At 68.7% G+C, this 25,568-nt stretch carries 21 protein-coding genes and 3 pseudogenes; 9 read left to right on the plus strand and 15 right to left on the minus strand.

What is annotated here, in order from left to right; all coding sequences use genetic code 11:
- Window positions 1-49: 49 nt before the first annotated feature.
- The 3 genes from B073_RS46300 to B073_RS0109735 form a co-directional block, all read right to left on the minus strand.
- Entirely contained in the window at window positions 50-310 is a 261-nt protein-coding gene (locus B073_RS46300) for a hypothetical protein (RefSeq protein ID WP_158690106.1), read from the minus strand.
- 26 nt (window positions 311-336) lie between these two features.
- Window positions 337-603, minus strand: a complete 267-nt coding sequence (locus B073_RS0109730) for an RHS repeat domain-containing protein (RefSeq protein WP_018537899.1) — start codon at window positions 601-603, stop codon at window positions 337-339.
- A gap of 783 nt (window positions 604-1,386) precedes the next feature.
- Window positions 1,387-1,566, minus strand: coding sequence for a hypothetical protein (locus tag B073_RS0109735; protein ID WP_158690107.1), 180 nt, complete (start codon window positions 1,564-1,566; stop codon window positions 1,387-1,389).
- Between the two features lie 495 nt (window positions 1,567-2,061).
- Here B073_RS0109735 and B073_RS0109740 point away from each other — a divergent pair, with 495 nt between their 5' ends.
- The 5 genes and pseudogenes from B073_RS0109740 to B073_RS0109765 all read left to right on the plus strand — a co-directional run bounded on the left by B073_RS0109740 (window position 2,062) and on the right by B073_RS0109765 (window position 8,052).
- Window positions 2,062-3,627, plus strand: a complete 1,566-nt coding sequence (locus tag B073_RS0109740; RefSeq protein WP_051093968.1) for an AMP-binding protein — start codon at window positions 2,062-2,064, stop codon at window positions 3,625-3,627.
- Between the two features lie 203 nt (window positions 3,628-3,830).
- Window positions 3,831-4,601, plus strand: a pseudogene (locus B073_RS47685) (3-hydroxybutyrate dehydrogenase).
- A 159-nt stretch (window positions 4,602-4,760) separates the two neighbouring features.
- Window positions 4,761-6,002, plus strand: a pseudogene (locus B073_RS39570) (GAF domain-containing protein); the annotation flags it as partial.
- A gap of 986 nt (window positions 6,003-6,988) precedes the next feature.
- A complete protein-coding gene (locus B073_RS0109760) occupies window positions 6,989-7,336 on the plus strand; it encodes a hypothetical protein (RefSeq protein WP_018537906.1) in 348 nt (115 codons plus the stop codon).
- A gap of 209 nt (window positions 7,337-7,545) precedes the next feature.
- Complete coding sequence (locus tag B073_RS0109765; protein WP_018537907.1) at window positions 7,546-8,052, plus strand: DinB family protein; 507 nt, start codon at window positions 7,546-7,548, stop codon at window positions 8,050-8,052.
- 12 nt (window positions 8,053-8,064) lie between these two features.
- Here the strand turns inward: B073_RS0109765 and B073_RS48735 are convergent, their stop codons facing one another.
- Window positions 8,065-8,193 (minus strand): hypothetical protein, encoded by a 129-nt coding sequence (locus tag B073_RS48735; RefSeq protein WP_267881389.1) that lies wholly within the window; start codon window positions 8,191-8,193, stop codon window positions 8,065-8,067.
- Here B073_RS48735 and B073_RS39580 point away from each other — a divergent pair.
- Window positions 8,185-9,204: a PHB depolymerase family esterase gene (locus tag B073_RS39580; RefSeq protein WP_202487214.1), complete on the plus strand. Its 1,020-nt coding sequence runs from the start codon at window positions 8,185-8,187 to the stop codon at window positions 9,202-9,204. The two genes, B073_RS48735 and B073_RS39580, sit on opposite strands and share 9 nt — an antisense overlap.
- A gap of 269 nt (window positions 9,205-9,473) precedes the next feature.
- A complete protein-coding gene (locus B073_RS0109780) occupies window positions 9,474-10,067 on the plus strand; it encodes a VOC family protein (protein ID WP_018537910.1) in 594 nt (197 codons plus the stop codon).
- Between the two features lie 258 nt (window positions 10,068-10,325).
- On the opposite strand, the gene B073_RS0109790 is transcribed toward B073_RS0109780, so the two are convergent.
- From B073_RS0109790 to B073_RS49010, 8 genes and pseudogenes are all read right to left on the minus strand, one after another.
- Window positions 10,326-12,650, minus strand: coding sequence for an MMPL family transporter (locus tag B073_RS0109790; RefSeq protein ID WP_018537912.1), 2,325 nt, complete (start codon window positions 12,648-12,650; stop codon window positions 10,326-10,328).
- Window positions 12,651-13,591: 941 nt separating this feature from the next.
- Window positions 13,592-14,815, minus strand: coding sequence for a beta-ketoacyl-[acyl-carrier-protein] synthase family protein (locus B073_RS0109795; RefSeq protein WP_026247222.1), 1,224 nt, complete (start codon window positions 14,813-14,815; stop codon window positions 13,592-13,594).
- A 244-nt stretch (window positions 14,816-15,059) separates the two neighbouring features.
- On the minus strand, window positions 15,060-16,247 hold the full coding sequence (locus B073_RS0109800; protein ID WP_018537914.1) for an aminotransferase class I/II-fold pyridoxal phosphate-dependent enzyme: 1,188 nt from the start codon (window positions 16,245-16,247) through the stop codon (window positions 15,060-15,062).
- 416 nt (window positions 16,248-16,663) lie between these two features.
- Complete coding sequence (locus B073_RS39585; protein ID WP_018537915.1) at window positions 16,664-16,930, minus strand: acyl carrier protein; 267 nt, start codon at window positions 16,928-16,930, stop codon at window positions 16,664-16,666.
- A gap of 654 nt (window positions 16,931-17,584) precedes the next feature.
- Window positions 17,585-18,829 carry a serine hydrolase domain-containing protein gene (locus tag B073_RS0109810; protein WP_018537916.1) on the minus strand — a complete coding sequence of 415 codons (1,245 nt, stop codon included), beginning with the start codon at window positions 18,827-18,829 and terminating at the stop codon, window positions 17,585-17,587.
- 133 nt (window positions 18,830-18,962) lie between these two features.
- Window positions 18,963-19,625 (minus strand): DUF4097 family beta strand repeat-containing protein, encoded by a 663-nt coding sequence (locus B073_RS0109815; protein ID WP_018537917.1) that lies wholly within the window; start codon window positions 19,623-19,625, stop codon window positions 18,963-18,965.
- 539 nt (window positions 19,626-20,164) lie between these two features.
- Complete coding sequence (locus B073_RS0109820; protein ID WP_018537918.1) at window positions 20,165-20,821, minus strand: response regulator transcription factor; 657 nt, start codon at window positions 20,819-20,821, stop codon at window positions 20,165-20,167.
- Between the two features lie 568 nt (window positions 20,822-21,389).
- Window positions 21,390-21,719 (minus strand): annotated as a pseudogene (locus B073_RS49010) (histidine kinase dimerization/phosphoacceptor domain-containing protein); the annotation flags it as partial.
- Window positions 21,720-21,996: 277 nt separating this feature from the next.
- Between B073_RS49010 and B073_RS0109830 the strand changes: the two are divergent.
- Window positions 21,997-22,206 carry a hypothetical protein gene (locus B073_RS0109830; protein WP_018537920.1) on the plus strand — a complete coding sequence of 70 codons (210 nt, stop codon included), beginning with the start codon at window positions 21,997-21,999 and terminating at the stop codon, window positions 22,204-22,206.
- On the opposite strand, the gene B073_RS0109835 is transcribed toward B073_RS0109830, so the two are convergent.
- Window positions 22,194-22,757: a hypothetical protein gene (locus B073_RS0109835; protein WP_018537921.1), complete on the minus strand. Its 564-nt coding sequence runs from the start codon at window positions 22,755-22,757 to the stop codon at window positions 22,194-22,196. The two genes, B073_RS0109830 and B073_RS0109835, sit on opposite strands and share 13 nt — an antisense overlap.
- A gap of 219 nt (window positions 22,758-22,976) precedes the next feature.
- A complete protein-coding gene (locus tag B073_RS0109840; RefSeq protein ID WP_018537922.1) occupies window positions 22,977-23,216 on the minus strand; it encodes a hypothetical protein in 240 nt (79 codons plus the stop codon).
- Between the two features lie 937 nt (window positions 23,217-24,153).
- On the opposite strand from B073_RS0109840, the gene B073_RS39590 reads away from it, so the two are divergent.
- Entirely contained in the window at window positions 24,154-24,360 is a 207-nt protein-coding gene (locus B073_RS39590) for a hypothetical protein (RefSeq protein ID WP_018537924.1), read from the plus strand.
- A gap of 59 nt (window positions 24,361-24,419) precedes the next feature.
- Here the strand turns inward: B073_RS39590 and B073_RS0109855 are convergent, their stop codons facing one another.
- Window positions 24,420-24,728, minus strand: coding sequence for a hypothetical protein (locus tag B073_RS0109855; RefSeq protein WP_018537925.1), 309 nt, complete (start codon window positions 24,726-24,728; stop codon window positions 24,420-24,422).
- Window positions 24,729-25,568 lie beyond the last annotated feature (840 nt).

Raw genomic sequence — 25,568 nt, forward strand, 5'->3', positions numbered from 1 at the left:
GTCGGCGTGTGCGGGGACAGGCACTGACGGTAAGGCAGGCGAGCCTTACCTAACAATCCATCGGGTCGGTTTTAGGGGAAACATTGGCGAACTCATTGCCCGGCCGTGCGGCGGCCCGACTCCGGTTCGGCCGCCACACGCTCCCCGGCGTCGTCAGTTGCCCGAAGGGGCCTGGGAGCGATCGCTTCGAGTCGTTGATCCGCGCCAGCAGTCGACGGTTGAAGGCGTCCGGGTCGCCGCGCTCGGGCAGGTAGCGGAAGGGCACGGCGGTGAGGTCCGGCTCCAGGGGCACCTTCAAGCCCGGTGTCATGGGCAGTTCGTCGTAGAGGTAGCGGGTCAGCTCCAGCTTCTCGTCCAGCGCGGCCCGGAACGCGGCCAGTTGGTTGTCGTCACGCGCAGGCCGGTGGCCGGGTCGGTCCGGTCGTAGTTGACACGGAGGCTGAGGTGCCCTTCGGCGCCGCCTTCGGCGACGCAACGGTTTTGGCCGTCGTACTGGTACGCGTAGCGGCTGCCGTTGATGTCGGTCCAGGAGGTGACCCTGCCGAAGGCGTCGTATGCAAAGCGCAGTGGGAGGCGCAACGGCCAGCGCGTCGGCCACCACATGGCAGGCGTTGATCAGCTCCGTCATGTGGCTGTCGGACATCTGGCCCCACTTGGCCAGCGCCTCGTACGACGCACCCTGGTAGACGTCCTCTACGTGCTGCCCCGCCCGCCGCGTCGCTGCGCGCTCTCGCGCTCGCCGCGTGGGTTGCCTACAGCGGCGGTCCGGCTTGCCGCCTCCGCGGTCCGGCGGTCCGGCCTGAGGGCTGGTGGGGGCGGGAGTCGGACCTTTGCGGGGAACTACCGGCCCTGGCCTCGGAGATCAGGGCGATGCCGAACTTCCGCATCGTGCGCCTGGACGAACTCGGCGGCCTCTGGGAATGTCGGCAGGATGCGGGGTGCTGCCACCTCGTCCACTTCCATCGACTGCCTCGCTCCCTTCTTTACAGGGGCCAGGAAGATCGGCTTTGAAGGGCCGGGGAAGTGACCTTGGCCCTGTCCCAGCCCGGCGCCATGCCTTCGATACTGAACCAGAGCGTGTCGCCCGCGGCAGGAGCCTCCCCCAGGTACGTGGTGGTCCAGGCGGACGGCTGCCGACGGGCTCCCGGACGGAGCCGGGCCTGCCCCATCAGCCACTGCTCTTCCGGCTGTTGCCAGCAAGGGCACTACGTTGGCCCAGTTCGACCACATCGATCCGTCGACGCAGAAGAGAGCAAAGGCGCGCATCCGGTGGCGAGGGCCGGAGCGTCCCGAGGCCATGTGATGCCCGCTTGGCATCTGGGCCGGCTGGTTGGCTTCGTTCTGGAGGCGACCAGCCCTGATCCACCGACCGGTCGCTGGGGGCACTCAGCCACCCAGAAGCCAGGAGCCGACTCTTTGAAGGCCGTCGGTGATCTGGGTGGTTCCGACCTGAGAAGCGACTCCGACATCGCGCTCGTAGTCGTCGTCGGCGTTGGCGGTGCCGGCTCCAAGGATGATGAGCGCTGAGGCCGCTACTGCTGTCGCGAGAACGGTCAGGTGTTTCATGAGGGACCTCCGCTGATCAAGGCAACTTTTCAGCAGGATCATTCGCCGCCCCTTCTCCCGCCACCCGAACCTCCGCCACCTGGCGGTCATCTCACTCCCGCGGTGCGCCGGTGCTACTCGGGCCATTCCGGCTCAAGGCGCCTCCTGAGCCTGCTTGGCGGAGTTCCTCACCGAGGCCCTGGGCCCGTATGTCGATCAGAGGTCGGTCAAAGCACGAACCCAGAAGTTGCCGGGAGACACGGCTTCTCCACGGTGAGAGTGGCGGGCGTCAGGAGTGGACGACGTCACGTAGTAGCTCACCGATGCCGGCCTGCGGGACGTCCGGCATCACCACCCCGACGGTGTCCGTCGTAGTGGAGCGAGCTCGGTGAGCTGCGGTTGCGCGCCGACCCCGGGCCTCACCTGCTGTTCACCCGCGCTTCGCTTGCCTGCGATTACCGGAAGGTAGCGTTCCCGTTCAGTAGCAATCGCCTACAAAGTAGGGAGAGAGACTCTATGCATCCCAATTTCCCTGCATCTCCGGTGTTTTCGGATTCGGGCACCGCCTTCCGCTGCTACGTCGAGGCCATTGCCGATGTCCTGTCCGGCCACCCCTCCCATCCGGTGATCACCGCTGCCGACGGCCGGGAGGTGACCGCGGGCGAACTCCGTGACACCGTGTACCGCTTCGCCCGGGAGCTGGCCTCCCAGGGCATCGGGCGCGGCAGCACCGTCTCGCTCTTCTCCGGAAATCGCCCCGAGGCGCTGACCGCCCGCTACGCCGCCAACCTGCTGGGCGCCAGGGTGGTCTCCCTCTACCAGGGCATGGCCCCTGACGTCCTGGCCAAGATCGTCCGCAGCGTCGACACCGACCTGCTGGTCGTCGAGCCGGATTCGCCGGAGGCCGCCGAGCGGCTGTTGCGCCTGGCCCGCCCGCCACGGGTGTACGCCTTCGGGCCGAGCCCGCTCGGTGCGGACCTGCTCGCGCGCGCCGCGCAGCACTCGGCCGACCCCCTGCCCGGGGCCGCCCGTCCTGAGGACGACTGGTGCATCCGCCATACCGGAGGGACCACGGGCGTCCCCAAGGGCGTACGGATGGCGCACGGCCCGTACCAGGACATGCTCGCCTTCGGTTCCTTCGGCGCCGGCGCGGCGCCCCGCTTCCTGGCCTGCACTCCGCTCGCCCACGTTGCGGGGAACATCGCCGACGCCACCCTGCTGGCGGGCGGATCGGTCGTGCTGCACCGGGAGTTCGATCCGGGCGACGTCCTTGCGGCCGTGGCGCGGGAGCGGATCACGCACCTGTGGCTGCTGCCACCGCTGATCTACCGGCTCCTGGACCACCCCGCCCTGGCCGCCACCGACCTGAGCAGCGTCCGCCGCATCAGCTACGGCGGTTGCGCCGCCTCCGCGTCCCGTCTGCGCCGGGCTCACGAGGTGTTCGGCGCGGTCCTGTACGGCGGATACGGGCAGTCCGAAGCGGGCGCCGTGACCGTCATCGGACCTGAAGAACACCAGGAGCTGCCCGAGGACGGACAGCCTTCGGTCGGACGGGCGATCCCGGGCGTCGACATCGCCATCCACGACGCCGAGGACGGCAGCCCCGTGCCCACCGGGCAGGTCGGAGAGGTACGGGTGCGCTCCGGACAGGCCATGACCGGATACTGGCGACGTCCCGACCTCACGGCGGAAGTCCTGCGCGACGGCTGGGTGCACACCGGTGACGTGGGCTATCTCGACGAGGACGGCTACCTCTACATCGTCGACCGCCTCAAGGACATGATCATCGTCGTGGGCGGCCACGTCTACACCCACGAGTTGGAGGACCTGCTGCTCACGCACCCGGGGATCGCCCACTGCGCGGTCTTCGGCGCGCGGGGCGCGGACGCCACCGAGGAAGTGCACATCGCGGTCGTCCCGGCGGCCGGGCATCGCCCCGAGCACGCCGCGCTCAGGGATTTCGTCACCGAGCGCAAGGGTGCGCTGAGCGCCCCGGCCACCGTGCACATCGTCCCGGACATCCCGCTCACCCCCGTCGGCAAGCCCGACAAGAAGCGGCTGCGGGCCATGCTCGGCGCCTGACGGGAGCCACGGGGCCGAGGACGACGACGATGTCGACGCCAAGGGCGCTCTGTGGGGTCGCCCCACAGCTATGTGGAGTTGCTCCACACGTGACGTGACGACTGTGGGTGCCTCCCACATGGGAGCCCCGGACGCTCGTCCCTACGGTGACCGGCATGGAGAGCAGACACACGCCGGGTCTCGACGACGGCGGAGCGGCGGCCATGGAAGAAGAGCCCAGTGTGCCCGCCCGCTTCCTGGCCGGACGCACCGCGCTGATCACCGGGGCCGCCAGTGGGGTCGGCCGGGCCTGTGCCCTGGCTTTCGCCACGGCGGGTGCCCGGGTCTACGTCGTGGACCGGGCGGGCGACGGGGCCAAGGCCGTGGCCGAGGAGTGCGGTGGTGTCGCGCTGGTGGCGGACCTGTCGGAGCCGGTCGCGGTGGACGGTCTGCCCGAGGATGCCGACATCGTCGTCAACAACGCCGGGCTGCAGCATGTCGCCCCGGTCCACGACTTCCCGCCGGAGCGTTTCGCGCTGATGCAGCGGGTGATGGTCGAGGCGCCGTTCCGGATCATCCGCCGCACGCCGCCCCATATGTACGGGCAGGAGTGAGGCCGGATCGTCAACGTCTCCTCCGTGTACGGCCTGCGGGCCAGCCCGTTCAAGTCCGCGTACGTCGCCGCCAAGCACGCGTTGGAGGGTCTCAGCAAGGTGGTGGCGTTGGAAGGTGCCTCGTACGGGGTGACCAGCAACTGCGTCAACCCCGGGTATGTGCGCACGCCGTTGGTGGAGGAGCAGATCGCCGCCCAGGCGCGGGCGCACGGCGTTCCCGCCCAGGACGTGGTCGAGCGGGTGATGTTGGAGCGGTCCGCGATCAAACGGCTGGTCCAGCCGGAAGAGGTGGCTCAGGCCGTGCTGTGGCTCTGCTCCGCGCACGCCGGTCACATCACCGGGACGTCTCTTCCGCTGGACGGTGGCTGGACAGCCCACTGACGGCCCCGCCATCCCCCCTTGGCGGCCCCGCCGTTCCCTCATGACGGCGCGACCGTTCCTCCGTGGCGGCCCGGCCGTTCCTCCGTGGCGGCCCCGCCGTCCCCCTCCTCCCCCGCTCCCCCGCTCCCCCGCCCCTGATGCGCAACGATTGCCGCCACCATGTCCGACCACACTGCCACCGATGCCATGCGCCGCCTGCTGGAGCTCCTCGCCGAGGGCGCCACCGGGGACGACCTCGGCTGTCCGCTGGCCGACGCCCGCGCGGCGGGCACGGGACCACACGAGCTCGCCCAGATCGAGGAGGCGGCCCGGCTCGCCCTGCGCGTCCACCGCACCCTGAAACAGCACCGCCGCCGCGAGGCGGAACTGACCGCGCTGTTCGACACCGCCGGCGATCTCGCCGCGCTGCGCGACCTGGTTGCCGTACTGCGGTCCATCGTCCACTGTGCCCGCCTGCTGCTCGGCACCGACACCGCCTACCTCACGCTCCCCGACGAACGGGCCGGCGACACCTACATGCGGGTGACCGACGGCTCGATATCCCCGCTCTTCCAGGCCCTGCGCGTGCCGATGGGCAAGGGGCTCGGCGGCCTGGTCGCGCAGACCGCCCGCCCCTATGCCACGCCCGACTACGGGACGGACGAACGGTTCCGCCACACCGCCGCCATCGACGCCGGCGTCCTGGACGACGGGCTCGTCGCCATCCTCGGCGTGCCGCTGCTGCTGGGCTCCCGCCGCACCGAGGGCGGGAAGGTCATCGGCGTGCTCTTCGCCGCCGACCGCACCTCGCGCGCCTTCTCACCCGACGAAGTCGCGCTGCTGTGCTCGCTGGCCGCCCATGCCGCCATCGACACCGCCAGGGCCCTCGCCCACACCCAGGCGGCCCTGGCGGAACTCGCCGAGGCCAACGTCGTCATCCGTGAGCACGCCGCCGCGATGCAGCGCGCCGAGGAGGCCCACGATCGCCTCACCGACCTGGTGCTCGGTGGCGGAGCGACCACGGATGTCGCCGCCGCCGTCGCCGAGCTCCTGGGCAGCGCCATCGCCGTCCACGACGCGACGGGCCACCGCCTCGCCCACTCCGGCGACAGTCCGGAACTCACCCCCGCAGCGGTCACCGCCGCCACGGCCGAATCCCGTACCGCGGCCCGCGCCGTCCGGCTCGACCGGCACTGGGTCTGCGCCGTCCTCGCCGGCCCCGAACTCCTCGGCAGCCTGGTCCTGCTCGACCATCCCGACCTCGACGACCCCGACCGCCGCCTCTTCGAGCGCGCCGGCGTGGTCACCGCGCTCCTTCTGCTGCTGCGCCGGACGGTGGCCGAAACCGAGAACCGCATCCGTGGCGAGCTGCTCACCGATCTCCTCACTGCCGCCGACCGCGATCCCGCCGGGCTCGTGGACCTGCGTCTCGCCTTACTGATCGCCCATCAGTGATCCTCGTCCATCAACCCCACCTCATACACGATCAGTTCGCAAGTGCTGCATCTGCCGGAGTAGCCCGGCCCGTGGACGCAGGGAGCGATCGCCGTGTGACACCGGAATTTCATCGCCGTCTCCTAGCGTGCACGGGTAATTGACCATGCGATATTCCGGTCGTGACGAGTATCGCCTCCAGTTATGGAGACTTAGTGCGTAAACTCGCTTCAAAGCTGACACTGGTTGGCTTGTCCGTGGCTTTCTTCGGAGGAATGCTCCTGTCTCCGCAGGCGCAGGCGGCCCAAGCCGCGGCAGGAGTGCCCGGGCGTTTCATCGCAGACGCCGACATCCTGGCGGCTCCCGACGGGGCGATCGTGGGCAAAGGCCGGAATGGCCAGCCCGTTACGGTCAACTGCCAGTCGGCTGACGGGAATTGGTGGAACCTCAACGCTCCCGAAGGTGCCGGCTGGGTTTGGCAGCCGAACCAGGTATTGCGCGACTGGGGCACCCCCAACCCCCCAGTCTGCTGACCTTTCCCCGACTCGATCAACCCATTGGCCTCCCCGCCGGCCACAGGCTGGTGGGGAAGCCCCTGATCGTCGACGCAGCCCCGCCTCTCGGGCGGGGCTTCTTCGCGTCTGCACGCCGCGAGGAAGTCTTGGAGACTGGGACGCAGGTCAGGTGGATCGGCGGTATCGCCGGCGGTGTCCTGCGGTGTTTCCGCGGGAGGGGGCTCTGGTGGTCCGAGGCGGAGCGTGAAGCGGGCCTCGGGGGCGTTCGCCATGCGTAGACCGGGTGGGGTGACACGCACCAGCGCCTCTCAGCCGTTAGGCGGCGGGGGCGTCCGCTGCCTATAACCGGAACCACCTCCACATCTTTCGCCAAATTGCGGACATCGCCCGTTGGTACGGACTATTTTCGCGCGGAAGGTGCTCCACGCCTGGGGCATCTAGGCAGAGGGGGTAGAAAGCATGCGCAAGATCGCGTTAACTGCCGCGGGTTTGTCGCTCGCCGTGGGTTCGCTCGGAGTCGTCTTCGCGCCCAGTGCTGTTGCGGCGACGCCCTGCCCCTCCGGGGCTTTCTGTATCCGTGAGGCGGACGGCTCCATCCTGGGCAAGAACATCTTCTACAGCTACGGAGCCCACAACCTGTCGAACGTGATCGGCGATCGCGTGCTGGTCAACAGTCAGACCGGCGGGGCGGGCTTCCAGCTGTGCTTCGGCTACAACGGCGTCAACTGCTCCGAGGTGGACCGTGCTACGGGTGAGTTCGCGCCTTACGACATGACGCCGATCAACTCCGTTGTCCTCGTGCCCTAATCAACATCAACACTGAGGACGCCGGGCCGTCGGGCGAGTAGCGCGCCGCACCCCGAGGCGGGTTAGGGTCCGTCCGGCGGATCATGCCGGACGGACCACCGGCGCTGAATCGCCGTAGCGACCCACCGGACAGGAAGCTGGGTGGAGTAGGTTGGGCCGTCGATTAAATACCTCGACATCGGTTGCGGTGATGGGGGACGCTTCGCGCGATGACCAGAATCGACGACACGCCTCCCGCGTGGGACGAGCGCACCCAGCTCACCACGTTTCTCGATTACGCACGTGACGCCGCCCGCGCCAAGTGCGATGGCGTCTCTGCGGAGAACGCCCGCAAGGCGCTCCTACCGGCCTCACCGCTGATGACCATGAGCGGAGTGCTCAATCACCTCCGTTGGGTCGAGTACTACTGGTTCCAAGTGGTCTTCCTTGGCGAGGAAGACCGGGGCCCCTGGACCGAGGAGGACCCCGACCGCGAGATGCGTATCGCCGTCGACTTCCCGCTCACGCAGTTGCTCGACGAATACGCCCAACAGAGCGCCCACTACCGCGAACTGGTCGCCGCGAACAGCCTGGACAAGCAGGCCCAGCGAGCCGTCCGCAACGGCCTCCACGTCGACCTGCGCTGGATCCTCCTCCACCTAACCGAGGAGACGGCCCGCCACAACGGCCACCTGGACATCCTGCGCGAGATGCTCGACGGCACGACCGGCGACTAGATCCGCCGGAGATCACTGGCGGAGCCGGAGCCGGAGCCGGAGTCGGATCGAGGCGACGGTGAGGATGAGGGTGACGGTGCCGTGGAAGATGTAGCCGCGCTTGTCGAACCTCGTGGCCACGGCCGCCCGGGAGTGCTTCAACGCGTCGATCGTCCGCTCGACTTCGTTCCTTCGCTTGTAGATCGTCAGGCGCTCAACCCCGACTTCGCCCTCGTCCGGGCCCACCCCGCCGACCGCCACGGCAACCTGGCCCTCCACTCCGCCGCCCGCAAGTTCAACCCCCTCTGCGCCATGGCCGCGCGCACCACCCTCGTCGCGGCGGATCACATCGTCGAGTCCGGTGCGATCCCACCGGGCTCGGTACACCTGCCCGGCATCCACGTCGACCGGATCGTGGCCGTCGACCCCCACGACAGGCGCATCGAGCGCCGCACCGTCCGCCCCTCCCCCAAGTGCTTCAACTGGTACGACCCCGCCAAGAGCAGCCGGGGCCGGGGCGAGGCGCTGTCCATCAAGCAGATGGTCGACAAGGCCGTCGCCCAGTACGGCAGCGACACCCGCCGCGTCTACATCACCGGCCTGTCCGCAGGCGGCGCGATGACTGCGGACATGCTCGCCGACTACCCCGACGCCTTCGCCGCCGGATCCATCGACTCCGGGGTCCCGGCCTTCTGCGCCAACTCCCGCTACTCCGCGCTCACCTGTAGGAACAGCCCCACCGGCAAAACCCCGGCGCAGTGGGGCGACCTCGTACGAGCCGCCGCCCCCACCGGTACGACATCCTGGCCGCGGGTGGCGATCCGGCACGGCACCTCCGACACCACCGTCAACCCCGCCAACGCCACCGAATCACACGACCAGTGGACCAACGTCTGGGGCATCGGCCAGCGCCCGTCCCGCACCCAGAACCTCCCCGGCGGCACCACCCTGAGCATCTACTACGACACCACCGGCAAGCCCGCCGTCGAGGTCTACTCCATCTCCGGCATGGGCCACGGCCTCGCCGTCAACCCCGGCAGCGGCACCGACCAGTGCGGCACCACCGGCACCTACTACCTCAACTCCCTCTGCTCCAGCTACTACACCGCCACCTTCTGGGGCCTGGCCGGCTCCAGCGGAACAGCCGAGCCAGGCAAGCCAGGCACATCCTGACGGCGCCCCTACGTGAACGCCGGCTCCGACTGCTCCTGGCAAGCCCCCCGTCACTGAAGTACCCGGTTCCTGGGCCGCGATCACGAAGGCGGCGGCCCGAGCAGTCACACTGGTCGTCTCAGAATGAGTTGAGCCGCTTGTTTGTGCTCGGCGATGCTTGGTCGGCAGGGTGTCCGGGGTGCGTGCTCCCGACACGGGGCCCCAGGGCTGACACCTACAGCGGCGGCCGCAATGGGCAGGCGACAGGTTTGACGGCTTGGGGGAATGGGATGCTGACGGGGATCGTGATCGACGCGTTGGATGTCGCGCGTATGGACCGCTTCTGGTCGGAGGCGACGCGGGGCCAAACGGGCGGCCTGCAACTGCGTTTCGTGCCGACCGCGAAGCCGAAGACGGCGCACAAGAACCGACTCCACCTCGATCTGGCCGGGGGGCCGGACTGGGAGGCCCAGGTGGCGCGCCTGCTCACACTCGGTGCGACGCGGGTCGACATTGGCCAGGGGGACGTCCCGTGGGACGTGCTGGCCGACCCGGAGGGCAACGAGTTGTGCGTGCTGCGTCCCGGTCACCCCGGCGTGCTTGCCGACTCCGGCCTCGTCGCGATCTGCCTCGACGTAGCGGAGGAGGATCGCTACGCGCAGTCGGCCTTCTGGCAGTCCCAGGCCGACTGGCACGCGGTCGAGTACCACGACTGGGGTGTCCGGCTGCGCCGGAGTACCGCCAGTACGGTCTCTCTGGTGATGGGGCCGCCGGCGGCGCCGAAGGAGGCGCGGAACAGGCTGCGGCTGGAGGTCACCCAACACGACTGGGAACCCGGCGAGTTCCTCGACGCCAGCGGGAACGAGTTCCATGTCACGGGGTGACCCTCCGCTTTTCCAGGGCCTGTTGTACTGATCAATCAGAACGTGCACCCCGTCGAGGAGGTGGGCCCGCATGACGATGCCGCCGCCGATGTCGTGCCCGACGAGAACGGGTGCGGTAAGGCCCCAGTGGTCGAGCTCGGCAAGGGTACGGGCCTGCTGGGCGATGCAGGGGGCCTCCCGGAGTGATGCGGGAGGCACCGAAGCCCAGATGAGTGAGTCCCAGACACGGACGGTGTGGTGGCGGACGAGGGTGGCCGGCTACGAACTCAAGAGGCCCAGCTTGCGGTGGAGGCGACGCAGAGGAGGTGGCGCCCACCAGTTCGCCCGCCCGGCAAGTCTCATCACGGCCGGTACGAGCACGCCGCGCACCAGCGTGGCGTCCAGCAGCACGGCCAGGGCCAGGCCCACGCCCAGCAGCTTCAGGAAGGTGATCCCCGACGTGGCCAGCGCGAGCATGACGACGGCGACGAGTACGGCCGCAGCGCTGACCAGACGTCCCGTGCGCTCCAACCCGGCGGCGACGGCCTGGGTGTTGTCCCCGGTCTCGGTGTACACCTCCTTGATCCGTGAGAGCAGGAACACCTCGTAGTCCATGGACAGTCCGAAGGCGACGCAGAACATCAGTACCGGAATGGAGATATCCACCGAGCCGGTGACCGTGAAGTCACCGACCAGGGAGCGTAGATGGCCTTCCTGGAAGACGTACACCATCGCGCCGAAGGTCGCGGTCAGGCTGAGCAGGTTGAGCAGTACGGCCTTGAACGGGACCAGCACACTGCCGGTGAACAGAAACAGCAGCACCACCGTCGTGGCACCGATGATCAGCGCTGCCTCGGGCAGCCGGGCGGCGAGCGCGTCACGTGCGTCCGCGAGTTCCGCACCTTCGCCTCCGACGAGCACCGGGCCCGGTGCGCTCTCCGCCCGCAACCGCTCCGCCAGTTTGACGCCGGCGGAGGAGTCCGGCTCGACCGAGGGCACCACGGACAGCCAGCCGGCATCGCCCGCGGCGAAGGAGCCTGCGGACGCGGCCACCACCTGCCGTCCTGCGGCGTACGAGCCTGTGACGGTGTCCACCCGAGCCACGTCCGGCAGAGTCGACAGGCGGGCGGCGTAGGCGGCGATCCGCTCGCGGTCGGCGGAGCCACTGACGGTGGGCAGTACCACGGACAGGGCGGACGTCTCGCGACTGGAGAACTCCTCCCGCACGGACTGTGCCGTACGGTGCGCGGGCGCGGTGGCGGGCAGGACCCGCTCGTCGATGAGGCCGAAAGAGACCCGGGTGAACGGCAGGCCGAGCAGCACCAGCAAGGTGATCACTCCGGCCGCACACAGCACCGGTCGCCGCATGACGGCAGTGGCGAGCCGGTGCCAGAATCCGCCTGTCGGGGTCCCGGCGGTCGGCCCGGCCAACGGGTCGTGGTCGGCGCCTGGTTGCGGTCTGCGGCGGAACAGCCGCCGCACGTCCAACGCGTCGATCCGTGGGCCGAGCAGGCCGAGCACCGCGGGCAGTACCACCAGGGCTGCGAAGGCCGAGAGCACTACCACTGCCACGCCCGCGTAGGCGAAGGAGCGCAGGAAGTACAGCGGGAAGACCAGCAGGGCCGACAGCGAGAGCGCCACCGTCAGCGCGGAGAACAGCACGGTGCGCCCGGCCGTGCGGACGCTCTGCGCGACCGCCTCGGCGGTGTCCAGGCCACGCGCCCTCTCCTCCCGGTAACGGGTGACGATGAACAGGCTGTAGTCGATGGCCAGTCCCAGGCCCAGCGCGGTGGTGATGTTGATGGCGTAGACGGATACCGAGGTCAGCTCGGACAGGACCCTCAGCACGACGAACGTGCCCAGGATGGAACACACACCGATGAGCAGGGGCAGGACGGCCGCCACCGCACTGCCGAACACGAAGAGCAGGATCAGCAGCATGACCGGAGCCGCGTACGCTTCGGCCCGGAAGAGATCCTGGTCGCTCTGCTTCTGGACTTCCACATACACCTGCGCGGTCCCGGTCGCAGAGAGCCTCAACACCCCCTGACGGCCGGTGAAACGCGGGACCAGTTCCTTCGCGATGTCCCGTACCCGATCCTCGTCGCCTCCCAACCGCAGGAGCACCAGCGCTGAGCGCCCGTCCCGGGCCCTCAGCGGCGACGCCAACTCGTGCGGGGTCGTCCAATACGACGCGACCGACAGCACGCCCGGCTCTTGGGCGAGCCGGCGGCTGAGGTCTCGACCGGCGGTCGCGGCCCGCGGGTCATCGACCGAACCGGAGGTGCGGGCCAGTAACACCAGATTGGGCGCACCCGATCCGAAGCGGTCGGCGAGGAACTTCTCGGCCTTCGACGACTCCGCCGCCGGGTCGGTGAAGCCACCGCCGGACAGCCGGTCGGCGACACCTGCGCCGATCGGGACGGCGGCTGCCACGGCCAGCAGCACGGCAACCAGTACGAGTGCGCGGCGCCGGACCAGGAGACGTCCGAGAGCGGCGAGCCGGGAACGGTCGGCCCGCTTCCCGAGCCCGGGTCCGGGGGGCGGGCTTCCGGCAGTGGTGGTTCTGGTGGCGTTGGACACGGTGAAGTCCTGTGGTTCCACTTGGAGTTCGGTTCCCTTCGCGCGGTCAGACGCCCAGGCGCAGAACTGTGAAGGCTACGGCCAGGCCGTATCACTCGGGCGGAAGCAGAGACCGGCGCTGCAACTCCTCCACCGCCGAGGTGCAGGACCGCGGAGGCGCAGTTGCCCTGTACCCGCAGTACGTGTCGGGAGGCAGCGAGTGCGTCGGGGCGGGGGGAAGGCGGAGGCTGCTCTCGGCGACGTCGAGGATGCGGGACCCGCCCGGATGCACTGCCCACCGGCGCACGGTTCGGCGTATCCGGTTGGGGGCGCCACGCACGCCACGGCGCCCTTGCTGGGCGGTAGCGCCTCTTCCTGGTAGTGCCGCATCCGTGCGGCAGTGGACCAGGACGCGACGTCGTCGAGCGCCGTGCTCACCGCCACAGGACGCTGTGCGAGGCCGGAGCCCGTGGCGATGCGGTCGACGAGCCGTTGTCTGGCCCCGTGGTCCGCCATGTGCGTGAACCCTTCCTGGCCGATCACTCTCACCTCTGCGGTCGCGCTTAGCGTCGCGTTCCCCCCGCGTGCGGAAGGTCGACCAACAGACGTGACCGACGTGCCGTCGTCATCGGCAGCCCCCCACTCTTCTCCTGCGGCGAAGGGGCGATCCGGGGTATCCAGTGGCAACGGTGCAGGTCGAGCGTCTGGGTGCGACGGAGTGGACGGCCTCGACCCGGCACCCGCCGCCGGATGCGGCGGTCGGTCACTTCCCCACCTCACCACACAGCCGAGAGCATCGCCATCGGGCCATGCCTGTCACGCGTCACCGAGACTGGCCCAGTCGAGTGGATGCCTGAGCAGGGATCGCGAGACCCGAGTAGACACACCCAGGCGCCTGGTGCGGGGCGCGCGTGGCAGGTGGTTCTTGACGCCTACGCCGGCAGACTTCACGCCCGGCAACGTGACAGCGCCGTCCGATGCACTCAGTCCCCTGCGAACACCAAGACGGTGTTGTGCCCGCCGAAGCCGAAGGAGTTGCTGACAGACGCGTTGATGGCCGCGGCTCGGGGAGCCTGGGTGACGATGTCCAGTTCCCAGTCGGGGTCTTGGCGATGGAGGTTGGCAGTGGGGGGAATGAGCTGGTGTTGCTGGGTGAGGACGGTCAGAGCCGCCTCGATGGCACCGGCCGCGCCAAGAGAGTGGCCCAGAATGCTCTTCGGTGCGGTGACGGGGGGCGGCGCCGGGCCGAAGATGCGATGCAGGGCACGTGCCTCGGCTGTGTCGCCAACGGGGGTGGAGGTGCCGTGGGCATTGACATGCCCGATGTCGCGGGAATCGAGGCCCGACTCCTTCAACGCGGTACGCAGAGCGTGTACGACGCCGATGCCCTCAGGATGCGGGACCACCGGATGGTAGGCATCGCAGGTGCAGGCATGTCCACAGAGCAGTGCACGCTGGTCGGCACCGCGACGTAGGGCGTGTTGAGGGCGCTCAAGGACGAGGACCGCAGCGCCTTCTGCGAGGACGAAGCCGTCGCGGTCGACGTCGAACGGACGTGAAGCGAGTCGAGGAGCGTCGGTGCGCTGTGAGAGGGCGTGCATCTGGTGGAAACCAGTGACGGTCATCCGCGAGAGTCCGGATTCGGCGCCGCCCGCGAGAGCGATGTCGCAGGCGCCCGAGGTGACCAGGCTGGCGGCGACCGCCAGGGCGGTGGCACCCGAGGCACACGCACTGGCAACAGTGAAGTTCGGGCCGCGGGCCCCCAGGGCGATGGCGACCTCGGCGGCAGCCATGTTGGGAACGCTGCGCGGCAGCGCGAGGGGGGAAACCAGTTCCGGGTGGCCTCGGCTCAGGGCTTCGAACTCGCGGAGGTAGGCGTTCATGCTGTTGCCACCGACGCCGAGGACGACGGCCACGCGGGGAGCGTTCCAGGCGCCCGGTTCGAGTTTGGCGTCCCTGACTGCCTGCTGGGCTGCGGCGAGAGCGAGGTGGGTGAAGCGGTCCAGGCGTCGGGCCAACCGCCTGCCGTGAACGGCGTCGGCGTCGAACCCGTCGACCCGGCAGGTGATGTCCACGGGGAGCCCGGCCAGGTCGGGATCGGTGCGAGCCATGCTTTGCCCCTGGCACACCGTGGCCCAGGTGGCTTCCGTGGTGAGTCCGCCGGGGGTGATCATCCCTATGCCGGTGACAGCAGCCTTGCATCGCATGTCCGCTCCCTTCGGTAGGGCGTGGCGACGTGGTGGCAGAGCGGCGGGTCTCCCATGCTCTTAGGGCGACGGCGATGGCACGTACCAGTGCCGGCGGCTCGCTAGAGGGCGAGCATGTGGGCCGCGTGGTTCGGAACGGCGGTCAGGACTTCGCGCACTTCGCCTCTCCTTCCCCGACAGTCCGGTGGGCGGCAGTGCCGGTGGTGCGGCCGGAGCGCAGCTCGGCGGAATCAGCCGCATCGGATCACGGCGGCAGGAGCTGTCCGACAACCTCAAGGATCCGGTCAACCTGCTGCGGGGTGTGCGCGGCCGTGACCGAAAGGCGGAGGACGAGCCGGTCCCCCGCCACGCTGGGGGGCAGAAATGCCCCTGTATAGACACCCGCTTCGAGCAACGCCCGCCATGTCTTCAGGCCCTCTTCCAAGGTCTTCAGACCCTGTTCGGGCGTCCCCGCCGGCAGCGCAACCGCGGGGCCCGGCCAGGACGGTACACGGTGCCCTTGCTGCGCCAGGCCGCGGTGCAGACGTCGGGCCGACTCCCACAATGCGGCGCGGAGCTCGGGCCGGGCGCGAGCCGTCCGTACGGCCGCCAACGCGGCGGCCGCGGACGCAGGTGCCATCGATGCCGAATACATCGCCGCATTTCCGGAGTGGCGCAGGCTGCGGATGGCCTTCACCGAGCCCGCGACGAACCCGCCGACGGAGCCGAACGCCTTGCAGAGGGTACCCGTGATGAGGTCGATCCCCTCCTCTACGTCGAAGTGCTCGCCGACGCCTCGCCCGTTGGTTCCGAGCACACCGATGTCGTGCGCACCGTCGATGATCAGGCCGCCGCCGTAGCGCTTGACGAGTGCGGCAAGTTCCGGAACCGGGCAGAGGTCTCCGCCGAGGGAGAACGCCCCCTCAGTGACAATGACGGGGACCTTTCCCTTGTCGGCAGCGATCCGCATGAGCCTTTCGGCATGGGTGACGTCATTGTGCCCGAACCGGCGACACTCAGCTCGTCCGAGGCGGAGGGATTCCAGCAGAGAGGCGTGGATGTGCTGGTCCGCGATCACCATGTGGCCGGTGTCGAAAAGGGAGGACAGCGTCAGGTTGGCCTGGAATCCCGTTACGGTCAGCATGACCGCGGGGCGGCGGAGAAAGTCGGCCAGCTCCTCTTCCAGCTCATGATGGAGTCCGACAGTGCCGAGCATCGGAGATCCGGTCCAACAGGTACCGTATTTGGCGGCGGCATGTGAGGCCGCCGCGCGGACGCCGGAGTCGGCGGTGAGCCCGAGGTAATCCGTCGAGGCTGCGTTGACCGCGCGTATGCCGTCGACGACGACCTCGCCCGGTGTCGGCCGGTCCTCGATGACGTGGTAGTAGGGATAGATGTCGCGACGGGAGGTGAACTCGTCGAGCAAGGGAGTATCAGCGATCCAGCCAGTCATGGTCATCCTGTCGATAGGGTTCGACACCTCTTCACGGACCGGGTGGTCACCCGCAGTCCACGAATGTGGTGAAGAAACTTCCTACTGGGACACAGACTGCGAACTCCGAAATTTCCAGGGAGTCTGTCACTACAGCCGCTGCGCCGCGTAGGACACGACTCGGACGACACGTCGCCGTTCCTTTTCTCACTGAATGCCGAGCAGTAAGCGGCGCACTCACACACTCCGACAATACCTGTCCCGCGACCGCCGGGCCAGCCATTCGCGTCGCGACCGTCGGGCCAACCGCTCACGTTCGGTTCGGTGTCCGGAGGGCCGAGAACGTCTGCCCGATCAGCTGGCCGCGGCGCTCCCTCAAGCTCAAGTGTTCCCCAGCGACCGGGTGTTCAGGATGCCGCAGCGGCACCCAGTCGCGCCTACTCCAGGACGGAAGGCATGGAATCCCCATGCGGAGGGGGCCTTTCGTCGGACGGGGCGAAGTGCGTGGCAATCTCTTCGAGCGTACTGTCGAGCGTCACACCATCCTCATCGAACCGGAGCCCCGTCCGCTCCGTGATCATCACCGTTAGCTCCGCCAACGACAGCGAGTCCATTTCGAGCGCTCGGGCCGTTGACTGGGGATGGACCAGGTCTGGCGATATCCCGAACTCCTGGACCAACAGGCGGGAGAGTGTCTCGTACATTAGGGAACACCCTTCTCGTACCGATGTCTTCTCGTGCAACACGGACCACGGACTTACCATGGACTCCGGACCTTCAGTGGAGTCTGCCACCGCGGCCCTTGCGCTTGCGCGCCGGTCTTTGCGTTTGCCGCGCCGGTCTTTGCGTTTGCGCGGCGCAGTTGAGGTTAAGGTGACCCGCGCTTTCTGCTTTATTTCTGCGCGGGAAGTGACACGCACGCCCTCGCCGACAATGCCTGTCCGCGATCGGATCCGGCCAGCCGTCTTATCGATTCTGCACCCGGAAGACGGTGGCCGCCCGCCCGATCAGCCAAACGGGACAGTCCCTCAACCGGCCTTGTCAAGTTGCTCGGGCGCAAAGTCACGCTCCGCGCCGGGCGACTTTCACACAGAACCACCACCTCCTAAGGGCTTGCAGATCATTAACACGTCGTCTTGATCTTGCTGTTGGCGTCGTTGCTCAGGTCGGTGACCCGGGCCTGGAGGGTTGCGAGGGCGGCGGTCGGGGTGGTCGCCGGTGGGACGCTGATGCCAGGTGCGTCGAGCAGCCTCCTGATTCAGCCACGGCACATCGCAACACCTGGGTCCGCGCCGAGCCCACCGAGGGGATCTCACCCTCGGTGGGCTCGGTGTGGGTCGTCGTGTCCGGCGCCGGTGTCAGTTGTCGATGGCTTGGTAGAGGGTCGTCCAGAAGTCGTGGATGAGCCGGGCCGAGTCCGGGGTGGACATTCCGATCTGGGTGAGGAGAGTGCCGGTGAGTTGGTTGTGGCGGTCGGCGTAGGTGGTGGTGCCGGTTCCGCCGTCCCAGCCGAACTGGCCGATGGGGGCGTAGTCGCCGCGGTAGGTGCGTACGGCCATGCCGTAGCCCCAGCCGCCGTGTTGGCCTTGGCCGAAGGAGATGTGGACGTTGTCGCGGGCCATGGCGTTGCGGGCGGCGTTCTGTTCGGGAGTGAGGCAGTTGGTGGTCATCAGCTCGACGGCGGGCCGGGACAGGATCCGCTCGCCGGCGTGCGTTCCGCCGTTCAGCAGCATCTGGAAGTAGGCGTGGTAGTCATCCACGGTGGAGACGAGCCCGCCGCCGCCTGACTGGAAGGTTGGCGGTTGGCTGTACCGTCCACCGGCCGCCTCGTCCCAGACGGTGAACTCGCCGGTCTGCGGGTCGGGGACGTAGCTGGTCGGCAGTCGGTCGATCTTGTCGGCGGGGACATGGAAACCGGTGTCCTTCATCCCCAGCGGGTCGAAGATGCGCTCGCGCAGGAACGTCTCGAAGGGCTGGCCGGTGACCCGAGCCACCAGCACGCCGAGTACGTCGTTGCTGAGGTGGTACTGCCAGCGCCGGCCGGGCTGGTGCATCAGCGGGAGGATGCCGAGGCGGCGCATCCACTCGTCCGGCCCGGGCGCCTCCTGCGCGCCCTGGGAGAAGACGCCCCGCTCGAAGATCGCGTCCATGATCGGGGTGCCCATCGACGTCAGGTCCACGCCGAGCCCGAAGGTGGAGGTCAGCACGTCCCGTACGGTGATCGGTCGCCGTGCCGGCACGGTGTCCTCCAGCGGGCCGTCGATCTGCTTGAGGACCTGCCGGTCGGCCAGTTCCGGCAGCCACGTCTCCACCAGGTCGTCCAGGCGTATCCGGCACTCATCGAGCAGGACCATCGCCGCCGCCATGGTGACTGGCTTGGACGTCGAGGCCATCCGGAAGATCGTGTCCCGACGCATCGGCGCGCCACCGTCGTGACGCATCGTCCCGATGGCTTCGACGTGCGTCTGTCCGCCCCGGCTGACCAGGGCGACGAGCCCGGGAATCTTCCCGGAGTCGACATGCCGGGCCAGCACGTCGTGCAGTCGGGCCAGTCCTGTCTCGGAGAAGCCGTCGTGCTGGTTGATGAGAGTGGTGGTGGACATGGTGGTGTGCTCCTTTGATGGACTTGATGGACTAGATGCGCTTGATGGGCTTGATGGAACGGACTTGATCGAGCGATTGAGGGGGAAGCCCCGTGGTCCCCGTCTGCCGACAGGCAGCCTGGCGTTGTTTCCGTCAGAGGCTGTGGGCGGTGATGTCGCCGTTGGAGGTGGTGGCGCGAATGTCGAGTTCGGCGGTGCCGTTGTTCTTCAGGGCGTTGCTGATGCGGCCGTGGCTGGTGCCGGCGTCCAGGGTGGCCGAGACGCCGGTGGCGGCGCCGATGGTGATGTCACCGGACTGGGTGGTGAGCACGACCTTGCCGCCCATGGCCTCGGTGATGCGGATGTCGCCCCGTGCGGCGCTGATCTCCGCAGCCCCGCCCAGCCGGCCGACCTCGACGTCACCGTCGAGCACGGACAGGCGCAGGCTCGCCGTCTCGTCCAACTTGACCTGGCGGTAAGCCCCTTCGAAGACGACATCGCCCAGGCGACCGAGGGTCCGCAGTTCTGCGCCGGCGGTCTTGGCCTCGACCCGCGAACCGGCAGGCAGCTTGACCGTCACCTCGACCGCCCCCGAGGGCCCGAAGTACAGATCCTTCACCGAGGACACGACCCGCAGGACACCATCGGCGTATTCGACGGTGGTCTGCTCCATCGCCTTCACATCACGCCCCTTCGAGGCGTTCGCCGGCAAGACCTCAACGGTGGTGTCGGCACGGTCGGCGGCGACGAACTGGACGCGTCCGGCGGGGACGTCCAGGACGACGGTGATCGGGGCGGGGGTGTTGAACTTGTGCATGATGCTCTCCCTGTGTGCGTGTGACTCGCCGTTTCCGGCGACCCGGTGTTTCCGGACGCTGGAAAAGCTACGTTGCTTTCTACTCTCCCGCAACGACTCATTCCCTCAAATCCCCAATAGCTGCAGGTAGATGAGGAGTAATCATTGCAACGCCCTATCGCTTAACGCAACGACAGCACGGCTGATCGTTGCAATACGTTGAGGGTGAACGCTATGAGGGAGACGTTGGGAAACGCCGAACCCGCCACAAGGCACCCGTGGGCTCGCCTTCGGCTGGCGACTTACTGGCGCGATCGGCGTCACCCGGCTCCCCTCCGCTCCCTCGTCAGCGGCGGTGCGAACCCGTTGTCTTCGCGACCACGCAATGGCCGCCGGTTGATCTCGCTCCTGGGGAAAGCCATAGCGTTTCGTGCCCAGGCAGAGCAGATCGCGTGTGAACTTGCCGAGGTGGCGGCCGTGTTGGAGCATCTGGTGATCGCGTCGCCATTTTGCGCATCGTGGGGCTGGTGGGAGTCGATCGAGCCTGGACAGGTCCGCGGTCACCCTGGCCGGACGAATCCGCACTCGTAGGCGGCGATCACCGCCTGGGTCCGATCCCGCGCTCCGAGCTTGGCCAACACCCCGGCGACGTGCGTCTTTACGGTGGCTGGGCCGACTCCCAGTCGGCCGGCGATTTCGGCGTTGGTCAGCCCGGCGGTCATCAGCCTCAGCACCGCGCCCTCCCGCTCCGACAGCCGGTCCCGCAGTGCCCGTGCCGCGTCATCCGCGGCCCGCTCCCCGGCGTAACGGGCGGCCAGTGCCCGTACCGCCGAGGGGAACAGCAGCGAGTCGCTGCGTGCCACCAGTCGCACCGCCTGGACCAGTTCGTCCGCGTGGGCGCGCTTGAGCAGGAATCCGCTGGCACCGGCTCGTAGCGCGTCGTAGACGTGGGCGTCGTTCTCGAAGGTGGTGACGACGATGATCCGTGGTGGATCCGCCGACCCGGCGAGGATCAGCTCGGTGGCCCGGATCCCGTCGATTCCGGGCATCCGGACGTCCATCAGCACCACGTCCGGGCGCACCTCGCGGACCAGCGGTACCGCCTCCGTGCCGTCCGCCGCCTTGCCGACGACCTCCATATCGGCCTCCGCACCCAGGATGACCCGCAGTGCGGTGCGCACCATCCGCTCGTCGTCGACAAGCACGATCCTGATCACGCTGTGCCCCGTCCCCGCGGACGGCAGGTTGTCCGTCGGCAGGTCCGGAGACTGGCAGCCGGGCGGTCAGCCGCCAGACGCCGTCCGTGGCCCCGGTCGACGCCGTCCCGCCGAGCAGCCGGGCGCGTTCGGTGATCCCGCGCAGCCCGCGCCCGCCCGCGGCACGTGCAGTCCCTTCCGGATCCACCGCAGTGGCCACCGGGTTTTTCACCGTCAGACTCAACTCCCCGTTGTGCACGTGCAGTTGTACGGCCACCCAGGCCGGGCCGGCGTGCCGCAGGGCGTTGCTCAGCCCTCCCTGGACGATCCGGTACGCCTCCCGCGAGACCACCGGCGGCACCCCGGCGTGGTCCCCGGAGAGCTCCGCTGTGATGCGGACGCCCGCCGCGCGGGTCCGGCGGAACAGTGCCTCCAGGCCGTCCAAAGTTGGCGCGGGAGCGGCCACCACCATCGCCCTGGCTACTTCGGTCATATCGGTTTCATCGGTTTCATCGGTTTTTTCATCGTTGGACTGCAACAGGCCCAGGACGGTGTCGAGTTCGGCGACCGCCTCGCGGGTGGTGTCCTCGATGGCGGCCAGTGCCTGCCGGGCGAACTCGGGGTCGGTGTCCAGCACCCGGCGGGCCGCCCCTGCCTGGAGGGTGACGGCGCTCAGTGCGTGGCCCACCGCATCGTGCAGTTCGCGCGCCAGCCGGTTGCGGGCCGCGAGTTCGGCCGCGCGGCGCTCGGCGGCGGCCAGCCGGTCGGCAGGGGTGGGGCCCAGCAGCACCGGCGCACAACGGGCCAGTAGCACCCCCGCGCCCCAACCGGTGCCCAACAGCAGGGCCAGCAGGACCAGCCCGGCCGCCGCCGGTCCAACCACTGAACTCCTGCAGCCACTTGAATCCCGGTGCAGCACCCCCGAACGGCCTGGCCAGCAGCAGCACCGCGGCCGGTGGCACGGCCAGCGTCATCCCGCTGACGATCCCGCCGGCCAGCAGGTGCGCCGTGAACCACAGCGCACTGCGCCGCCGGGCGGCCCACGACGCGGCCGGTCCGTCGGCCAGCCGTTCCGCGGGTACCGCGCACAGCGCCCGGACGGCGGTCGCCTCCAGCGGCCGGTCGCACGGGGGAGGATCACCTGAAGGACCGGCTGCCTGGGTGACACCCGCGGCCTCTGTCACCATCCCGACCTGATGGCCTACAGCACTTCCAACATCGGCCCGGCAGACTGGACTTGGGTCACCTGCACCGACTTCGACTTGCTCGACACCAAGGTCGCAGACCCCACCCCGTTGGTCGAAGCCCTCCTCGACAGGCCCGGACTCCAGCCCCTCCGCCTCCCTCCCCTGGAAACCCCGATCTGTCCGATCGCCGACCTACCGGACACCCCTCAGGCGTCCTGACGGCCGTAGCGCTCCCTGTTCCATGCCACGTGCTCGGCGCTCACCGGTGCAGAGATGACATACACGTCACCGATCCGGTCGCTGCCGCGCCGACGCTCCCCCTTCTCATGGGCGCGGAACGCCATGACGGATACCTGGGAGGCAGGCTGCCAGTGCAGGGTGAAGGCCGGAGCGTTCACGTCCGGAACGTCCTCCAAGCGTGCGCCGCGCTTCGTCAGTAGCCGCTCCAGTTTGTCGAACCGGAGATGGCGGTCGAAGCGGCCGTACCGTTCGCGAATCGCTCTGTTGACGATGCTGCCGCCCCAGTACGACAGCCGATGTACGTGCAGGGTGAAGTGGTGGCCCTCCCACGGGTGGTCCGGCGACTCCCGGGTCCAGAAGAATTCCACCATTCCGTAGTCGCGCCACATGCTGTGGTCGTCAAGGGAGTTCTCGGCGAAGTCGGTACCCAGGATCGCGGTGACCCGGTCGGGACTGTCGGTCGGCCTGACGCCAAGCACCGTCCCGGTGGTGACCACGTCCACGTAGAACGCGAGGGAATGCGGAGTCAACTGGTCTTTCCTCGACGGGGCTGGGGTGGCCAGGAGTGGCGACCCCCCCAGCGTAGACGACCGGGGTGTCACGAAGTTCGGTCAGAGGGCTCCAGCAGGCTCACGACGAAGTACCTTTTCGACAGCAGCGGCACTGTCTGCGTCGCCGCAATCCGTCTGCGGCTCCGGACCTGACGCACCGAGCCTGGTTTGGAGACGGTAAGCCAGGCAGCACGACAGTCATCGGGCGATATCGGCGACAACGGGCGGCGTGCGGTGCCTGTGCCTGTGGGCGCGCACGAGCGCAGACAGCATGAGTGCGCCCACGGAAACGGCGGTGGAGTGCAGCACGACCGCGAGGGCGAGATTTTCCGGCAGGCAGACATCGTTGGGACGTGCCATCTCCAGATACAACGTGAGCGCGAGCTTCCAAGCGCTCCAGGCGAAGAGCGAGCCTGTCCCCAGCCAGCCCAGCGTCAAAGGAATCCAGCGAGGCAGCCCGGCGGGCCGACCGCGGCCCGCCCAACGGTTCCCAGCCATCAGCCTTGGCCCTGAATCGCCTCCCCCCGCTCCGCTCGCTTCCCAAGGCCGGTGCGGAGGTGGGCGATGTTGCGGTCAGTTGGATAGGAGGTAGGGACCGATCATGAGGGCCACGTAGAGCAGCAAGAGCCCTCCGGCTATGGCTGCCACGAGGAGGACGGCCTTCATCGCGTTCTCTACCCGCCGACGGTCAGGGGCGGCTCGTGCAGGGACTTGGGGATTGTGCTCGTGTTCAGTCACAGAGCCATCCTGCCTTCGCGGCCTCCACCGGACATCGGTAGAAGTACTCAGGCGTGGCGGTCGTTTCTGCAGGCTCGTCGGTGTCTCGCGAGCTGACGGTCCCGAGGGTCCGCCAGGCCCTGTCTGATCGCGGGGAGGAGTTCGGCGGGCAGCTGTTGCTCGGGGACGGCGTTGCGCAGTTCCAGTCCGCCTTGACCGCCGGGAGGTTCGAAGTCCGCCACGAAGCGCGCGAACGGCCCGCAGCCACCGCGGTTCATCAGAACACAGACGCTCACGCCAGGGACGGCGACGGGAAGTCCGATCACCAGGCCGCCGTAAGGCACCGCCACCAATCGGCCGTGCCGGGGAGAGGACCGGCGACGGGGCATCGACCTGGGTCTGGTTGGACGAACCGGCTTGTGGCTGTTCTGGCGTAGTGGGCTGGTGGTTCAGCCGGCAGACGGTCGTTCGCGGCCGCCCCCGGCTGCCCTCATCGGTGCGCGGCTGGGTGCACGCCCCGGTCGCTACCGGCTGGCGGTCGGTCTCGCCCTGACCGCGTGGACGCGTATCGGATCGAGGTGCAGTTCGTGCGGCCCCAGGCAGTCCGCTACGAGCGTCCCACAAGCGCAGGTCATGTTGCGGCCGCCGGTGCCCAGGGATGGAGTGCAAGGCCAAACGCTCCATCCGCCTCGCCGACTACATACGCCAGGCCAACAAAGAAGCCGACCACGCCGGGTTCGCGTACGGGGTCGCGGTCGGCAAGGTGCCTGGGCGGTCAGTCGAAGACGGGTACGCGGTCATGGACCTGGTTACCTGCGTCCGGGTCCTGGCGGCACTCCGCGAGGCTGGCGAGCGCAGACGCTGACAGGGCCCCGGCGCCGGCCGATGAGAGCCGACACCGGGGCCCATCTTTACAGGTTTCCCTTACCTGCCGCCGCCATGGCCACCGCCTTCCCCACCGCCATGGTCGCCGAAGTCGTTGTTGCAGCCCATACGGGAGCCCATCGGGGTGGCCTGCGCACCCGGCGATCCTTCGCCGCCAAGCGCGCTGCCCAGCAGGCCGTTCACGAGCCCGACCTCACCGAGGACATTCACGTTCAGATCGTGCGAACGGCACTGGCTGCCCTGCCTGATGTCGTCTGCCCCACCGTAGGCGTTGGCGGTGCCAGCGCTGAGGATGGTGATGCTGCCGAGGGCGGCGGCCAGGACGGCAGCCTTGTGAAGCTTGTGCATTTTCACTCCGGAAGTTTGCGCAGATGTACCGCTTTTTGCGGTTCCGTACAGTTGCGGAAGAGTAATACGAGATGTAATGAAGACATTCACCGACGCGCCGGGGCGATCCGACCTTGGCGAATACTGCGTCCGCCGCATCGACGGGCGTGTCACGAGTCCCAGTGCATGGGGCCGAACACGCCCGCTTTCGCATGTCCACGACGACCAGGGCCCAGTCTGTTCTTCCGCCTGACGGAGGAGGGGCGCCTGTTGGCGCGGTGCGGGGGCCGGGTGCGACCGGGACGCCATCCTGTCCGCGCTGGGCATGTCGGCCCGGGACCTGTTCGACTGGGCGCCCGGCCAGGGCGCGCACGCGTCCACGAAACCCAAGCCGGGGGACCCACGTGGACCTCCTGCGTGCCGAGGCCGGCTACGCCCACCCCCTCCCCGGCGGCCGCAGCTCCGTCGCCCTCCTCCTGGGCAGCGCTGCCTACGAGAAGTACAACCCCAACTACGCAGGCGGGGACATCGGTGCAGGAGCGATCACGCTCAAGCAGAGCCTGGCCCGGCCCGCCCCCCAGACCGCCCCGTACCGCACTCCGCTCCGTTCCGCGGTCTCTACCGGTGTTCCGCCACCACTCCTCCTGGCCCGGCGTGCATGGCATGTGCGGCTACCCCGCGGCCCGCTCGGTACTGCGTCACGAATTCGGCATCCGCGAAGCCCCGGCGCTCGCACCTTGAACTCCGCACGCCGAGCCGGGTTGGTGAGCCGCGTCCGGTCCACGCTGGGCACGCCCGGGGCTCGCCCGAAGGCTCGCGCATCGGCGGTGACGCTTCGCCAGGCACTGTCCGGCCGGCCGG

The organism is Streptomyces sp. MspMP-M5, from assembly GCF_000373585.1.
In the GTDB taxonomy this organism is placed as follows: domain Bacteria; phylum Actinomycetota; class Actinomycetes; order Streptomycetales; family Streptomycetaceae; genus Streptomyces.

Bases quoted from the DNA above. Each gene is read 5' to 3' on its own strand.
- B073_RS0109740 (WP_051093968.1), top strand. From the start codon at position 2,062: ATGCATCCCAATTTCCCTGCATCTCCGGTGTTTTCGGATTCGGGCACC.
- B073_RS0109795 (WP_026247222.1), bottom strand. From the start codon at position 14,815: ATGCGATGCAAGGCTGCTGTCACCGGCATAGGGATGATCACCCCCGGC.
- B073_RS0109735 (WP_158690107.1), bottom strand. From the start codon at position 1,566: ATGAAACACCTGACCGTTCTCGCGACAGCAGTAGCGGCCTCAGCGCTC.
- B073_RS0109780 (WP_018537910.1), top strand. From the start codon at position 9,474: ATGCTGACGGGGATCGTGATCGACGCGTTGGATGTCGCGCGTATGGAC.
- B073_RS0109765 (WP_018537907.1), top strand. From the start codon at position 7,546: ATGACCAGAATCGACGACACGCCTCCCGCGTGGGACGAGCGCACCCAG.
- B073_RS39585 (WP_018537915.1), bottom strand. From the start codon at position 16,930: ATGTACGAGACACTCTCCCGCCTGTTGGTCCAGGAGTTCGGGATATCG.
- B073_RS0109855 (WP_018537925.1), bottom strand. From the start codon at position 24,728: ATGCACAAGCTTCACAAGGCTGCCGTCCTGGCCGCCGCCCTCGGCAGC.
- B073_RS0109830 (WP_018537920.1), top strand. From the start codon at position 21,997: ATGGCCTACAGCACTTCCAACATCGGCCCGGCAGACTGGACTTGGGTC.
- B073_RS0109730 (WP_018537899.1), bottom strand. From the start codon at position 603: ATGTGGTGGCCGACGCGCTGGCCGTTGCGCCTCCCACTGCGCTTTGCA.
- B073_RS0109815 (WP_018537917.1), bottom strand. From the start codon at position 19,625: ATGCACAAGTTCAACACCCCCGCCCCGATCACCGTCGTCCTGGACGTC.
- B073_RS46300 (WP_158690106.1), bottom strand. From the start codon at position 310: ATGACACCGGGCTTGAAGGTGCCCCTGGAGCCGGACCTCACCGCCGTG.
- B073_RS0109800 (WP_018537914.1), bottom strand. From the start codon at position 16,247: ATGACTGGCTGGATCGCTGATACTCCCTTGCTCGACGAGTTCACCTCC.
- B073_RS0109760 (WP_018537906.1), top strand. From the start codon at position 6,989: ATGCGCAAGATCGCGTTAACTGCCGCGGGTTTGTCGCTCGCCGTGGGT.
- B073_RS0109810 (WP_018537916.1), bottom strand. From the start codon at position 18,829: ATGTCCACCACCACTCTCATCAACCAGCACGACGGCTTCTCCGAGACA.
- B073_RS39590 (WP_018537924.1), top strand. From the start codon at position 24,154: ATGGAGTGCAAGGCCAAACGCTCCATCCGCCTCGCCGACTACATACGC.